This window comes from Arachnia propionica, from assembly GCF_900637725.1.
GTDB lineage: Bacteria > Actinomycetota > Actinomycetes > Propionibacteriales > Propionibacteriaceae > Arachnia > Arachnia propionica.
Genome location: NZ_LR134406.1, coordinates 2,622,320 through 2,635,436, shown reverse-complemented (window position 1 = coordinate 2,635,436; position 13,117 = coordinate 2,622,320). Strand labels below are relative to the sequence as shown.

Annotated in this window: 15 protein-coding genes; 9 read left to right on the top strand and 6 right to left on the bottom strand. The window is 66.6% G+C overall.

The window, feature by feature from the left end; translation table 11 throughout:
- Positions 1 to 267 precede the first annotated feature (267 nt).
- The 4 genes from EL272_RS11780 (at position 268) to EL272_RS11765 (ending at position 4,326) form a co-directional block, all read left to right on the top strand.
- Entirely contained in the window at positions 268 to 1,482 is a 1,215-nt protein-coding gene (locus EL272_RS11780) for an ATP-binding protein (RefSeq protein WP_061787978.1), read from the top strand.
- Positions 1,483 to 1,552: 70 nt separating this feature from the next.
- A complete protein-coding gene (locus tag EL272_RS16085) occupies positions 1,553 to 1,981 on the top strand; it encodes a carboxymuconolactone decarboxylase family protein (RefSeq protein ID WP_073970081.1) in 429 nt (142 codons plus the stop codon).
- Positions 1,900 to 3,168, top strand: a complete 1,269-nt coding sequence (locus EL272_RS11770) for an ATP-binding protein (protein ID WP_061787977.1) — start codon at positions 1,900 to 1,902, stop codon at positions 3,166 to 3,168. Before EL272_RS16085 ends, EL272_RS11770 begins: the two co-directional genes overlap by 82 nt.
- 165 nt (positions 3,169 to 3,333) lie before the next feature.
- Positions 3,334 to 4,326 (top strand): aldo/keto reductase, encoded by a 993-nt coding sequence (locus tag EL272_RS11765; protein WP_061787976.1) that lies wholly within the window; start codon positions 3,334 to 3,336, stop codon positions 4,324 to 4,326.
- On the opposite strand, the gene EL272_RS11760 is transcribed toward EL272_RS11765, so the two are convergent.
- From EL272_RS11760 to EL272_RS11750, 3 genes are read right to left on the bottom strand one after another with little or no spacing between them, the layout of a single operon-like run.
- Positions 4,315 to 5,499, bottom strand: a complete 1,185-nt coding sequence (locus tag EL272_RS11760) for an ABC transporter permease (RefSeq protein ID WP_174525747.1) — start codon at positions 5,497 to 5,499, stop codon at positions 4,315 to 4,317. The genes EL272_RS11765 and EL272_RS11760 overlap by 12 nt on opposite strands.
- A complete protein-coding gene (locus EL272_RS11755; protein ID WP_061787975.1) occupies positions 5,486 to 6,628 on the bottom strand; it encodes an ABC transporter permease in 1,143 nt (380 codons plus the stop codon). Before EL272_RS11755 ends, EL272_RS11760 begins: the two co-directional genes overlap by 14 nt.
- Before the next feature lies 1 nt (position 6,629).
- Entirely contained in the window at positions 6,630 to 7,613 is a 984-nt protein-coding gene (locus tag EL272_RS11750; RefSeq protein WP_061787974.1) for an ABC transporter ATP-binding protein, read from the bottom strand.
- A 167-nt stretch (positions 7,614 to 7,780) separates the two neighbouring features.
- Between EL272_RS11750 and EL272_RS11745 the strand changes: the two genes are divergently transcribed.
- From EL272_RS11745 to EL272_RS15785, 3 genes are read left to right on the top strand one after another with little or no spacing between them, the layout of a single operon-like run.
- Positions 7,781 to 8,938 carry a sensor histidine kinase gene (locus EL272_RS11745; RefSeq protein WP_197720262.1) on the top strand — a complete coding sequence of 386 codons (1,158 nt, stop codon included), beginning with the start codon at positions 7,781 to 7,783 and terminating at the stop codon, positions 8,936 to 8,938.
- The gene (locus EL272_RS15790; RefSeq protein WP_244926074.1) at positions 8,935 to 9,276 is read left to right on the top strand and encodes a response regulator transcription factor; all 342 of its coding nucleotides are present in this window, start codon (positions 8,935 to 8,937) and stop codon (positions 9,274 to 9,276) included. The genes EL272_RS11745 and EL272_RS15790 overlap by 4 nt, the downstream gene beginning before the upstream one ends.
- A 6-nt stretch (positions 9,277 to 9,282) precedes the next feature.
- Complete coding sequence (locus EL272_RS15785; protein ID WP_244926073.1) at positions 9,283 to 9,594, top strand: response regulator transcription factor; 312 nt, start codon at positions 9,283 to 9,285, stop codon at positions 9,592 to 9,594.
- A 225-nt stretch (positions 9,595 to 9,819) separates the two neighbouring features.
- On the opposite strand, the gene EL272_RS11735 is transcribed toward EL272_RS15785, so the two are convergent.
- Positions 9,820 to 10,227 (bottom strand): winged helix-turn-helix transcriptional regulator, encoded by a 408-nt coding sequence (locus tag EL272_RS11735; RefSeq protein ID WP_014847424.1) that lies wholly within the window; start codon positions 10,225 to 10,227, stop codon positions 9,820 to 9,822.
- A 109-nt stretch (positions 10,228 to 10,336) separates the two neighbouring features.
- Between EL272_RS11735 and EL272_RS11730 the strand changes: the two genes are divergently transcribed.
- Both EL272_RS11730 and EL272_RS11725 read left to right on the top strand, forming a co-directional pair.
- Positions 10,337 to 11,362 (top strand): NADP-dependent oxidoreductase, encoded by a 1,026-nt coding sequence (locus EL272_RS11730; RefSeq protein ID WP_061787973.1) that lies wholly within the window; start codon positions 10,337 to 10,339, stop codon positions 11,360 to 11,362.
- On the top strand, positions 11,355 to 12,227 hold the full coding sequence (locus EL272_RS11725) for an alpha/beta fold hydrolase (protein WP_014847422.1): 873 nt from the start codon (positions 11,355 to 11,357) through the stop codon (positions 12,225 to 12,227). Before EL272_RS11730 ends, EL272_RS11725 begins: the two co-directional genes overlap by 8 nt.
- Before the next feature lie 61 nt (positions 12,228 to 12,288).
- Here the strand turns inward: EL272_RS11725 and EL272_RS15780 are convergent, their stop codons facing one another.
- Complete coding sequence (locus tag EL272_RS15780; RefSeq protein ID WP_174525746.1) at positions 12,289 to 12,528, bottom strand: BrnT family toxin; 240 nt, start codon at positions 12,526 to 12,528, stop codon at positions 12,289 to 12,291.
- Positions 12,525 to 12,785 (bottom strand): ribbon-helix-helix protein, CopG family, encoded by a 261-nt coding sequence (locus tag EL272_RS11715; RefSeq protein WP_041696659.1) that lies wholly within the window; start codon positions 12,783 to 12,785, stop codon positions 12,525 to 12,527. The genes EL272_RS15780 and EL272_RS11715 overlap by 4 nt, the downstream gene beginning before the upstream one ends.
- Positions 12,786 to 13,117 lie beyond the last annotated feature (332 nt).

Below are 13,117 nucleotides of genomic sequence, written 5' to 3'. Positions count from 1 at the left end.
GTGCCCCTCTCGGCGCCCGGCCCGTGAAGAGGAACGCCACGTGATTTCGTGGGCAGCTGTGAAACACGGGTTCGATCGAACGTGTAGGGCATGAATCTGCATCGCGGGGTTTGTTCACGGCCGTTCTCGATGCTCTTCAGCGCAAACCATCTAACACCCTCGACCGCGTCCTGGTCCTCCTCGTCGTGGTGTGAAAATCTGGAGTTGCGATCCAGATTTTCACAAAGCGTCGTAGAATCCCTGCTATCGCGCTGTAGGAGGCGGTTCATGTACAGGCGTCGCGAGGCCGAGGCAACGCTGCTGTCCCTCATGGGACAGTTCAAGGTGGTGTTGGTGACCGGGGCGCGTCAGGTCGGCAAGACCACGATGCTGCAACACGTGCTGCCCGAGGACTTCCGCTACGTGACGCTCGACGACCCCCGGGCCGGGGTGCTCGCCCGGGAGGACCCGGTGCTCTTCTTCGACGCCAACCGGCTGCCCGTGGCCGTTGACGAGATTCAGCGGGTTCCCGGGCTGTTCCAGCAGGTCAAGTTTCTCGTCGATCAGTCCCCCGAGACGGGGTGCGTCGTGCTGACCGGCTCCCAGACCTTCCACCTCATGCAGGGCGTCAGCGAGTCGCTCGCGGGGCGGGTCGCGATCCTGGAGATGACGGGCATGTCCCTGCGGGAGCTCACCGGTTGCGGGGGGAGGGGCCCCTATGTCCCGTCGGAGGTCGGCGACGACGGAAGGTGCGAGTCTCCTGAGAACCTCGATCTGTGGGCCACGATCCACCGCGGATCGATGCCCCGGCTCATGGATCCCTCGGTGTCCTGGGACGCCTTCTACACGGGATATGTCCGCACCTACCTTGAGAGGGATGTGCGCGATCTCATCACCGTCAAGGATGAGGCGAGTTTCTATCATTTCCTCGTCGCCTGTGCCGCGCGCACGGGCAGGCTCGTCAATCACAGCGCCTTCGCCCGGGACGCCGGGGTCGACACCAAGACGGCGCAGAGCTGGCTCTCGGTCCTACAGGCCTCCGGCGTGGTGCGCCTGCTGCGCCCGTTCTGGTCCAATGCGACCAAGCGGCTCACCAAGACTCCCAAGCTCTACTTCACGGACACGGGGCTGGCCTGTCACCTGTTGGGGTGGAGTTCTCCGGAGACCCTGCGCAGAGGGGCGATGGCCGGTCAAGTGTTCGAGACCTTCGTCGTCGGCGAGGTCGTCAAGTCCTATCTCAACGCAGGCGGTGACGCCCGGAACGTGCATTTCTACCGGGATGCCCGTCAACGGGAAATCGACCTGATCATCCAGGAAGGGCGTGTGCTGCATCCCGTTGAGATCAAGACGTCGGCAACGGTGACTCGTGAGGCTGCAGCGGGCTTCTCCGTTCTCAACGACGTCGGCGACTACGACGTCGGCGCGGGCGCCATCATCTGCCAGGCCCGGGAGCCCTACCCCGTGACGGCCACCGTGAAGGCGGTCCCCGTCTGGTCGATCTGAGGACCGGAGCCTCCGGGGGGGTCGACGTCGGTGTAGCGGGCGATATCCGGTCCCTGCGGGGCGCCTCGAGATGGGTCGGGCCAACGGCGTCACCCGCGACGAGATTGTGGAGATCGTCATCCAGCCCGCCTTCTACACGGGTTGGCCCCGGGCCAGGGCCGTCTTCGCCCAGGTCGGCGAGGTCTGGCCGGGAAGACCCCGGGGAGGCCGCGACGACATCGGAGCGCGCCGACGTGCCGGGGTGTCCCCATCCGGGACTGGTCCAACTCACGCAACGAAATCGGTCCAACTCACGCAACGAAATCGGTCCAACTCACGCAACGAAACCGGTCCAACTCACGCAACAAAATCAGTCCAACTCAGGCAACGGGGTAGACTTCTTCGCCAAACAGCAGTGTTCTCAGTCGAGGAGCGTCGATGGTGCCCGCGCGTTATATGGCCAGGATCGCCGACGGTGTGCTCGCCGAGGCTCTCACCACCAGCGGCGCGGTGCAGGTGAAGGGTCCCAAGTGGTGCGGCAAGACGGCGACCTCTTTGCAGCAGGCCGCCAGCGTCGTCTATCTTCAGGACCCCGATCGCAGTGCGTCCTACCTCGCACTCGCCGACGCCAAACCATCGGCTCTCCTGGAGGGGCGAACGCCCCGGCTCATCGATGAGTGGCAGATGGCGCCGCAGTTGTGGGACGCTGTCCGCTTCGCCGTCGACCTTCGCGGGGAGCCGGGGCAGTTCGTTCTCACCGGCTCGTCAACACCCGCCGTCGGCGGGGCGCATTCCGGCGTCGGGAGGATCGCCCCCATGGTCATGCGGACCATGACTCTCTTCGAGTCGGAGGATTCCAGCGGCCGGATCTCTTTGCAGCGTCTCTTCGACGGAGAGGAGGAGGTCGCCGATGTCGCCCCGCTCGACGTCGAGGATATCGCCCGGGTCTTGTGCCGCGGGGGATGGCCCGCCGCCGTCACAGCGGGGGTCACGTCGGTCCCCGGTCGCCTGGCGCGGACTTACGTCGAGGGGCTCATCGACTCCGATGTCGCGCGCATGGACGGCGTCTCACGGAATTCGACCCGTATGCGCGCCCTTATGCGCGCATACGCCCGTCACGTCTCCACCCAGGCCTCGCAGACGACGATCGCGGCGGACCTGGCCGTCAACGACGGCGCCATGGCGCCCAACACGGTCAGCGACTACCTCGACGCCCTCTCCCGCGCCTACGTCGTGGAGGACCTGCCGGCGTGGAATCCCGCGCTTCGCTCCAAGACCGCGATTCGCACGAGCCCGACCCGTCACTTCGTCGATCCGTCGATCGGCGTCGCAGTCATGCGCTGGACACCCGCCGACCTGCTTCGTGACTTCGAGGCCTTCGGCCTGCAGTTCGAGTCGCTGTGCGTGCGCGATCTGCGGGTCTACGCCGAAGCGATCGACGGGACTCTCCTCCACTACCGGGACAAGACCGGGCTGGAGGCGGACGCAGTCATCGTCCTCGCGGATGGGCGGTGGGCTCCGATCGAGGTCAAGCTCGGCAGCCGTCAGCTCGATGAGGCTGCGACTCACCTGAGGCTGCTGCGCGAGCGCGTGGATGCGAATCGCATGGGTGAGCCATCCTTCCTCGCCGTGGTCACCGCGGGCGCCACCGCATACCGCCGCGACGACGGTGTTCTCGTCGTTCCGTTGGCCTGCCTGCGCCCATGAGTTCCCGGCGGCGATGGCGCGGGCCCGGGGGTGGCCGTCTTCGCACGGCTGTCGCGGGCGGACCCGCGAGGGGGTCTGCCAGAACCTGGCCGCGAGGCACCGCCCGGGGCAGCTGGACCGGGGCGCTCCCGATACGCCCGACTCACGCACCGAAGGAGACTGGACATGGAATACACCCGACTCGGCACCACGGACATCACCATCCCCCGGCTGTGCATCGGGGGTATGAGCTTTGGGAAGGTCTTCCCGGACTTTCACCAGTGGGTCATCGACCAGGAAGCCACCCAAGCGGTGATCGCCCGCGCTCTGGAGTTGGGCGTCAACTTCATCGACACCGCGAACGTCTACTCCCACGGCACGAGCGAGGAGTTCATCGGAACCTCGCTGAAGAACCTCGGCGTCAAACGTGAGGACGTGGTGCTGGCGAGCAAGGTCTACTTCAACGAGGGGCACCTGTCGCGTGGGGCCATTGAACGGGAGATCAACGGCACCTTGAAGCGTCTGGGCACCGACTACCTCGACCTGTACATCATCCACCGTTTCGACTACGCCACCCCGGTCGAGGAGACCTTGGAGGCCCTCGATGCTCTCGTGTGCTCCGGGAGGGTGCGGGCCCTGGGGGCGTCGTCCATGTATGCCTACCAGTTGCACACCATGCAGGTGACCGCCGATGCCCACGGCTGGACCCGGTTCTCCTCCATGCAGAACCACTACAACCTGCTCTACCGCGAGGATGAGCGGGAAATGATCCCCGTATGCCGCCAGTACGACATGTCGCTGACCCCCTACAGCCCCTTGGCCTCCGGGCACCTGACCCGACCCACATGGGACTCCGACTCCGTGCGTTCCACCAGCGACGCCACCATGCGCGGCAAATATGACCGTGGGCGTGAGACCGACATGCCCATCATTGAACGAGTCGCCGAACTCGCCCAGCGTCACCAAGTGGCGATGGCGGACGTCGCCCTGGCCTGGCTGTGGGCCAGGGGTGTGGCCGCTCCCATCGTCGGCTGCTCGCGGCCGGGCCGCGTCGATGACGCCGTGCGGGCCTTCGACCTGACACTGACCGGGGAGGAGATCGCCTTCCTCGACGAGCCCTACCGGGCCCACGAGCTCGTGGGCCCGCTGGCCCGCCCCGAGGATGTCTCACAGCGATGACCGCGCCCGGGTGCGGCCCACGGCCATGGCGACAGCGAAGATCGCGACGGCGAACAGGGCACAGATCCCGCAGTTGGCGAGCAGGGGGCCGATGACGTCGGCGGACATCGAGGTGGCGGTGAACGCTCCCGAGATCGCCTGGGTCGCCCAGTAACCGGGCGTGAGCCTGGCGGCTTGGACGACGGCATCGGGCATCCACTCGATGGAGACCCAGGTCCCGGCCAGGAAGGACAGCGCCATGCCGCCGATGTTGGCTACCGCATTGGCCGCGTTCTGGCCCAGGCCGAACTGGCCCATGAGGAATCCGAGCGAGACCGCCACGAGCATGTAGGCACCCAGGGCCGCTCCGACGACCCCCAGCAGCGGCGCCGACGTCGTCACTGCACTGGCCCCGAAGGCCGCGACGGCCAATCCGAAGATCCACAGCCACCCGATCAGGCCTATGACGAGGCAGGCGCCCATGACCCCGAGGTTGCGGGACCTGCTGCTCACCGGTGCCGCGGTGAGACGAGAACGCACCGCCCGGCGCCCCAGCGACGCCATGAGCGTCGAGATCGTCACGATCGCGAAGGCCATGATCGGGTAGATGGAGAACTTGGCGTAGACGATGAGACCGTAAGGCAGGGGCGTCGCGTCCTGGGCGACCCGCTCGGCCGGGGCGGAGTGGTTCATCGTGTCCCTGGCCAGGGACACGGCCCGGTCCGGGTCCTCGGTGAGCGTCGAGAGATAGTCGGCGACCTGCCCCAGATAGGAGTCGGTGCGCACGTTCATCAGCGATCCCGCGGCCGATTCGTATCCGATGACCGTGTCCATCCGGGGCGGCTCGGTGCCCTGGCGGATGGCCTCCTGGAGCCGCTGCCCGTATCCGGCGGGGATGATCAGGATGTAGTTGATGCGGTTCTGCGCGGTGGCGTCCTGGATGGCCTGCCTGGAGTCCTCCAGCGGCCTCGCCTCGCCGACGGACTCGACGTAGTCCCTGACCCCGCGGGAGATCGTGGAGCCGTCGCGGTCGATGACGGCGACGCTCGCCGTGGCCTGTTTGACCTGGTCGGAGGAACTCCCGGCCTGGGTCGCTCCGGCGAGCAGGCCGAGCAGGGACAGCGCCACCAGGTAGATCAGGATGTAGAGCCGATGGGCCGCCACCACTTTCAACGAGGTCTTAAAGGTGCTCATGGTTCATCCTCCTGGCACGGATCAGGGCGATGGTGAGGAACAGGCAGGTCATGCCCAGCAGGGCCGCGCAGCTGCGGGCGAAGGGCTCCGGGGAGTCGTAGTAGAGCAGCCCGTAGAAGCAGCGGGAGGCCTGCCACAGGGGATTGGCCTGCGCCAGCAGCGGGGTGCTGCGTTCGACGGAGTCGGCCAGGGATTGTGCCCCGGGGCCGTACAGGCCGGTGAACAGCGACAGCAGGCAGGTGATCGCGGAGACCATCCCGACCCCCAGCCTCCCGAACGTTCCCAGCGCGGCGCCCGCCGCGCTCGACATGAGGCTGGCCACCCCGATCGCCACCAGGCACAGCGGCAGGTGCGGTCCGAAGTCCACCCCCACCACCGTCGCGATGAAGGCGAAGGCGATGAGCAGGCAGGCCAGGACACACACCCACGAGGCCGCGAGCGTGGCCGTGAGCACTTTCCACCGAGGCAGGCCTGCCATGGTCTGCCGTGCTCCCAGGGGTGAGGTGGCCATGATGCCCTGCACGGCGATCATCGCGACGGTCGTGCCCATGCCGCTGGCGAAGGCCAGCAGCGCGAAGTAGTAGCGGGTCGCGGGTTTGACGGGAGCCGGCGTCACCGAGACCGACTGGGTGAAACCATGCCCGGCTTGAAGGGAAGCCACCTGCTCCGGTGGTGTCCCGGCCTCGATGAGAGCCTCGTGCTCGGCCCGGGTCTGGGTGTAGGAGTCCATGACCACCCGCAGGACCCGCAGGGACTCCTGCGCGTCACCCTTCTGGGTCACGTGCAGCACGGGATCGCCGTTCTTGACGGCGAGGTAGCCGTTCGTGTCCCCGCGTTTCGCGGCGGCCTCGGCCTCGGATGCGGTGGAGTGGGTGACCCTGGTGATGAGGTGAGGGTCGGCATCATCGGCGGAGATCCGCTCCACGAGGGCGTCCAGGCCGGGAGCCGCCCGGTAGGCCTCGTCCTGGACGATTCCGAAGCTCATGGGGCTGGCCTCGTAGGCCTCCTCCAGGTTGGAGAACTGCACCATGAAGATGAAGGACAAGACGATCGGGAAACCGAGCGTCCACACGAGCAGGGTCTTGTCGCGCAGGAGCCTGAGCACCTGGTGGGAGAAGACAGTCAGCATCTCAGGCCGCCTCGTCCCGCAGGGCCCGCCCGGTGATTTCCAGGAAGACATCGTTGAGGGTCGGGGGTTCGGAGGTCACCCGGCCGCAGGTGGCCCCCGCCGCGGCCAGCGCCCCCATGACGTCGGAGAGGTTGTGCGCCCCGGGAGAACACTCGACGAGTACCTCCGGTTCCCGGTAGGTGGCGGTGCGCACGTGTTCCAGTCGGCGCAGACCTTCCAGGGCTTCCTCACCCAGCGGGACCGGGTCCGCGATTTCCACCCGGATGCGCTCACCGGTGCCGATCATGGCCTTGAGTTCGTCGGAGGTGCCGGAGGCGACCTGCCTGCCGCGGTCCATGATGACGATCCGGTGGCACAGCTGCTCCACCTCCTCCATGTAGTGGCTCGTGTAGATGATGGTGGCGCCCTGCTCGTTGAGGCGTTTGATGCCGTCGAGGATCGCGTTGCGGCTCTGGGGGTCGACGGCGACAGTGGGCTCGTCCAGGATGATGAGGTCGGGGCCGTGGGCGATGCCGCAGGCGATGTTGAGGCGGCGCAGCAGACCGCCGGAGAGCTTCTTGGGCTTGAATTTCACGAACTTCTCCAGGCCCACGAAAGCGATCGCCTCGTCGACCAGGCGGCGACGGGTGGCGCGGTCGCGCACGTACAGGGCGCAGAAGGCGTTGATGTTCTCCGCCACGGTGAGCTCGTCGAAGACCGCGACGTCCTGGGGCACCACACCGATACGGCGTTTGAGTCCGTAGGCGGTGGGCGTCATGGGCTGGCCGAAAACCCGGATCGCCCCCTTGTCGTAGGTGAGCAGCTGGAGGATGCAGCTGATCGTCGTCGTCTTGCCCGAGCCGTTGGGGCCGAGCAGACCCAGCACCTGGCCGCGCGGAATCCTCAGGGACAGGCCGTCCACCGCGACGAGTTCCCCGTAGCGTTTGACCAGGGACTCGACCTCCACGGCCTGATCCGCATCCCGGATGCTCCCCTTGAGTTCCATCTCAGCTCCTCGGTTCCCGCCGGTGTTTCCGGCTCATGACCCCATGCTTCCGCCGCGCTGGTCGCGGCAGAAGTGCTTGCTGTCATGAGCTGAGCGGGCAGCCATGACATCTGTCATGAGCTTTGTCACGGGCCCCGGAAACAGGAGCGCCGGGCCCGGGAGTGCTGGTGATCGCCGATAATCGGGGCGTGAAGGTCTTGGTCGACAAAGGCGTGATCCTGTGCGGCTGCGTCCTGCTGGCGCTGCTCGCCGGTGAGGTGGACGCGGTCGCCGTGATCTGGCTGCTCCTGGCCGTGGCCACGAGCGGATTGAGCATGGCTACTGACCGGTGGCGCTGGGTCGTTGCCGTTCCGGCCGGCTACCTCCTGCTCGGAACCCTCGCGACGGCGTCGGTAGCGGGGGCGCCGCTGGCCGTCCACGACCTGGCGCGCATCGCAGCCCTCGGGACCCGGCGGCAGCGGGTGGTGGCTGCGATCGGCTGCGCACCGTTCCTGGTGTTCGTGGCCGGGCGGGTGCCGGGAACGCCGGTGCTGGCGCTCGTCCCGGTGATCTGCGCGCTCGCGGCCCTTCTGGCGCTGCGCACCACCGAGGAGGAGACCACGCGAGCGCGCCTGCACGCGATGCGCGACGACCTGCGGGAGAAGGTCCTCGCACTGCAGGACGTAAACGCCCGGCTGTTGCGGGCCCAGGACCACGAACTGCGTGCCGCCGCCCTGTCAGAGCGCACCCGGATCGCCCGCGAGATCCACGACGGCGTCGGGCACGTCCTCACCCGCCTCCTGCTGCGGGTCAAGGCCCTCCAGGTCACCCACCGCGACGAACCGGGCGTCGTCGCCGATCTCGCCACCTTGGATTCGGACCTCGACGAGGCCCTCGACTCCATGCGCCGATCCGTCCACGCCCTGTCCGAGGAGGGCGAGGAGCTGGCAACCTCCCTCAACCTGCTGGGCTCGCGCTGCGGCATCGCTAAGGTGGAGGTCGACTGCTCCACGCAGACCGAACCCCCACCGGCGGTGGCGCGCTGCGTCGTCGCAGTGGTGCGCGAGGCACTCACCAATGCCGCCCGCCACGGCCGAGCCGCCTCCGCGCGGGTGGCGGTCACCGACTATCCCGCTTTCTGGCAGGTCACGGTCGACAACGACGGCATCGTCCCGCCCGAGGACGAACCGCTCTTGGACGGCGACAAGAATGCAGGCCTGGGTCTGCGTTCCATGACCGAGCGGGTCGAGGCTCTGGGCGGTAGGGTGCGGATCACCCCGCGGCCGCGGTTCACGGTCTTCGCCACGATCCCCAGGGACGCAGCAGGCAGAGAAGGAAAGTCATGAAGGTCCTCATCGTCGACGACGACGCGCTCGTCGCCCAGTCGCTGTCCACGATCCTGTCGGTCGAGGCCGATGTCGAGGTAGTCGGCCTGGGTCGTTCGGGCCCCGAGGCCATCGAGAAGTACCGGGAGCTGAAACCCGACATCCTGCTCATGGACATCCAGATGCCCGGCGGCGATGGGCTCAGCGCGGCCGAACGGATCCTGGCCGGGGACGTGGCTGCGCGCATCGTCTTCCTGACCACCTTCTCCGACGACGAGTACATCGTGCGGGCCCTCAGGATGGGTTCGCGCGGCTACCTCATCAAACAGGACGTCGCCCAGATCGCCCCGGCGCTGTGATCGGTGATGGCCGGGGTGTGCGTGCTGGAGGGGGAGGTGCTCGAACGCAGCGCCACCATGCGGCTGAGCGCCCGGCCGGAACCGGGCGGTCCTCAAAACAAACCCCTGAGGGGCACCGTCTTCGCGGCCCTGACCGACCGCGAGTACGAGGTGGTCGAGGCCGTCGCCGAGGGGCTGGACAACGCCGAAGTGGCGGCGAGGCTGTTCATGAGCGAAGGCACGGTGCGCAACCACATCAGCTCGATCCTGGCCAAACTGGGCCTGCGCAACCGCACCCAGGTGGCGGTCATGTACTACCGCTCCGCGCAGGCCGGATAGCGGAGCGCCCACGAGGAGGCCGATGCAGCGATTGCCGCAGGAACCGCAAAGCGCTATCGGGGCGTCACTGGCCTGCGCAATGACCTGGAACTGCACGTGCTCAAGACCGCCCTCTCGAGCGAGTGCAGAAAGGACTTCAAGAGGGCGAAGAAACGTGGTCCTGATGTGTGACCGACGACGGTCATGGCGGGGTGGGTGAGACGGCGGCGGTGAACAAAGCTTCGGTCACGTTCCGATGTGGGCTTTGCGAAGTGCGGAGAGTCGCTCGGCGAAGCCATCGTGGTCGGAGCCCAGGTCGGGTGCGTTGTGCGCGGTCGTCGGGTCGATTCGTGCGCCGAGCCGTCCGAGTTCGATCAGCAGCGGCACTGTCGCCATGCCTTGTTCGGTCAGCGAGTACCTGCCCTGCTTGCCACGAGTGACTTCGTCCTTGGTGAGGAAGCCTGCTGCGACGAGATCGGTCAGTCGACGTGAGAGCACGGGGGCGCTGATGCGCTCCTCGCTGCCGGTGAGCAGGTCACGGAAGGAGCGTCGGTCGTGCAGGACGATGTCACGCAGGATCAGCAGGCTCCACCGGTCGCCGAGCATTTCGAGGCTCCGATTGATCGGACAGTGTGAGCGGGGCTGGGGAATCATCGGGCATCCTCGCTGGTAGTTGCATTTTGTTACCGCCTACTCTACTCTGGTTTTCAACTGATAACACATTGCAACCAGTTGCCGGGTTTCGCGGCACAGGAAGGACGCCATGAAAGCCTTTGTTCTGGAGAGATACGGTCAATCACTGCGCGCCGTCGACATGCCCGTCCCCGAACCCGGTCCGCGCCAAGTGCTCGTGAGGATGGTCGCCTCCGGTGTCAATCACGCCGATGAACGCACCCGTGTCGGTGAGTTCAAGGCCGTTTTTCGTCTCGACCTGCCGAAGGTGATGGGCGGGGAGCTTTCCGGCGAGGTGGTTGCCGTCGGGGATCAGGTCACGGAGTTCGCCGTCGGGGATCAGGTCTACGGCTACACCGGCGTGGTCGGCATGGGAACCTGGGCCGAGATCGTCGCGGTCGACGCCGAGACCTTGGCGCCCGCGCCTCGTGGCATTCCGCTGGCTCGAGCAGCTGCATTGCCGGTTGTCGCGCTGACCGCCTGGCAGGCGCTCGTGACGATCGGTCACCTTCAGCCGGGTCAGACGGTCCTGGTCCACGGCGGCGCCGGCGGTGTCGGCTCGGCCGTCATTCAACTCGCCAAACATCTGGGGGCCACTGTCGCCACCACGGTTTCGGCGGCCAGCGCTGAAACTGTCAAGGAGCTCGGCGCGGACATCATCATCGACTACCGCAACGACGACTTCGTCGAGAAGCTGACCAACACACCCGTTGACATCGTCGTCGACACCCAGGGGGGTGAGGTGAGCTTCCGGTCGCTTGAGGTGCTGCGCCGAGACGGGATCCTGATCGGTATCGCCGGAACGCCCGACCCGGCACTGGCCGACCAGGCCGGGGCCGGTTCGCTGGTCAAACTCGCCCTGTCCGCCCTCAGCCTCCGGTTGCGTCGCCGGGCCCGTAAACTCGGCGCGCGCTACCGGTTCCTGTTCATCGAACCCGATGGTGAGGCGCTGCGCATCATTGCCCGGCTCGTCGATGACGGCGTCATCAAACCCGCTGTCGATCGGGTCCTGCCCTTCGACGACACTTCCGAGGCACTCGATCAGCTGCTGGCCGGAGGAGTCCGCGGCAAGGTCCTTGTCACCACCATCCCGGAAGAGGCCACGACCCATGCCTGAGATCAACGTCGCCACTGGAGAACGCGCCACCCGATGGACCTCCGCCCCCACCCGACGCATCCGGGTCGACGGCGAGACCATCGCTTACCGTGACCTCGGGGTCGATGGTGGGATGCCGACCGTGCTGCTCACTCACCTTGGGGCCACCCTCGACGAGTGGGATCCGCGCATCGTTGACGCCCTCGCCGCCGGGCGTCGCGTCATCGCTGTCGATCTGCCCGGTGTCGGAGGCTCCACGGGACGCGTTCCGCGCACCAGCAAAGGCATGGCCGATGCCGCCCGGGCCTTCATCTCCGCGCTGGGTCTGACCCGGATCGACCTCGTGGGATTCTCGCTTGGAGGATTCGTTGCCCAGCAGGTCGCCCTCGAGGCCCCGAGTCTGGTTCGACGGCTCGTTCTGACCGGCACGGGCCCAGCCGGAGGCAGGGGCATCAACCGGCCCACCGGTGCGGCCTACGTCTACATCGACATGCTGCGTGCAGTACTGGCCCGCACCGACGCCAAGGAGTTCCTCTTCTTTCCGCGTACGCCCGAGGGCAAGGCGGCAGCACGCAACTACCTCGCCCGGATTCGCGAACGGGTCATGGATCGGGACACCCCCATGACCCTGGGGGCATTTCGCGCTCAGCTCGCCGCGATCAAGGGCTGGGGTCGTCAGCAGTCGCATGACCTGTCCAGGATCACGGCTCCCACTCTCATCGCCAATGGCGACTATGACCGCATGGTTCCGATCTCGTTGTCCGAGGACATGCGCCAGCGCATTCCCAACAGCACCTTGGTCATCTACCCCGACGCTGGCCACGGTGGTGTCTTTCACCGCTACCAGGAGTTCATTCCGACGCTGTTGGCTCACCTCGACACGTGAGCTCCAGGGCCAATTCTGGTTCATGGCAGAGTTGCAGGGTGGAGGCCTTTGGCGGGCTGATTCAGGACACGAGTCGTCGATACGCGGCTCTGGCTTTCATCGCGTGAATGATCTCGACTTCACCGTCATCCCACAGCAACACGACGATTTCCAGGAGGCGGCCTGCCGTATCCAGCCCGATCCTCAATTCACGCTGCGGGTTCTCGTCATCCAGTGGTCCGCCTGCCAGTGCTGACCGCGCGGCAGTGATCGCGTCCTCGTCGCTGATCCCGTGTTTACGAGCGGACGGGGCGACGATCACGCGCGAGCCCACTCGCGCACGGCAGCCCGGATCGCAGCGGAGCGGTCCAGGCCCTCACGCTCGGCGCGCGCCATCAACTCGGCCAGCTCTTCGTCGGAGAATCGCGTCGGCACCACCCGGGAGGCGCTTCCCGCCCGTGGTGGGCGTCCCCAACGCTTCTGCAACTCCTCAACGTCATAGCCCGCTTCGGCCTCATCTGCCCATGCCTGAACCTGAGCATCCGAGACCTCGCGTCCCTGAATCATCCGCTTACCCATGACAACAGTGTATTACGTAATACAAATTGGTTGGATCCGGATCGTGTGGGGCGCCAAGGATTGGTTGTACCGTGGACCCCGCAAGTGATCGCCTGTCTGGATCGCTTCCGTGAGGCGGATGCGATCATGGGGGCCGCTGCTTGTGGTGGAAGCAACGAGTAGGCGTTCCGTGTGTTTCGCGTGGAGTTGAACCATCCCGGGGTTGCTCTGGGACGTTACCCAAAGTCTTCGGCGATGACGCCTGGTGCGTGGTGGTCCGGATGCTTTCGGGGCAGGGTGCTTAAGGATCAGTCCGCCTGTGCTCTCATTGGTTCTTCGTTCCCATTCGAACC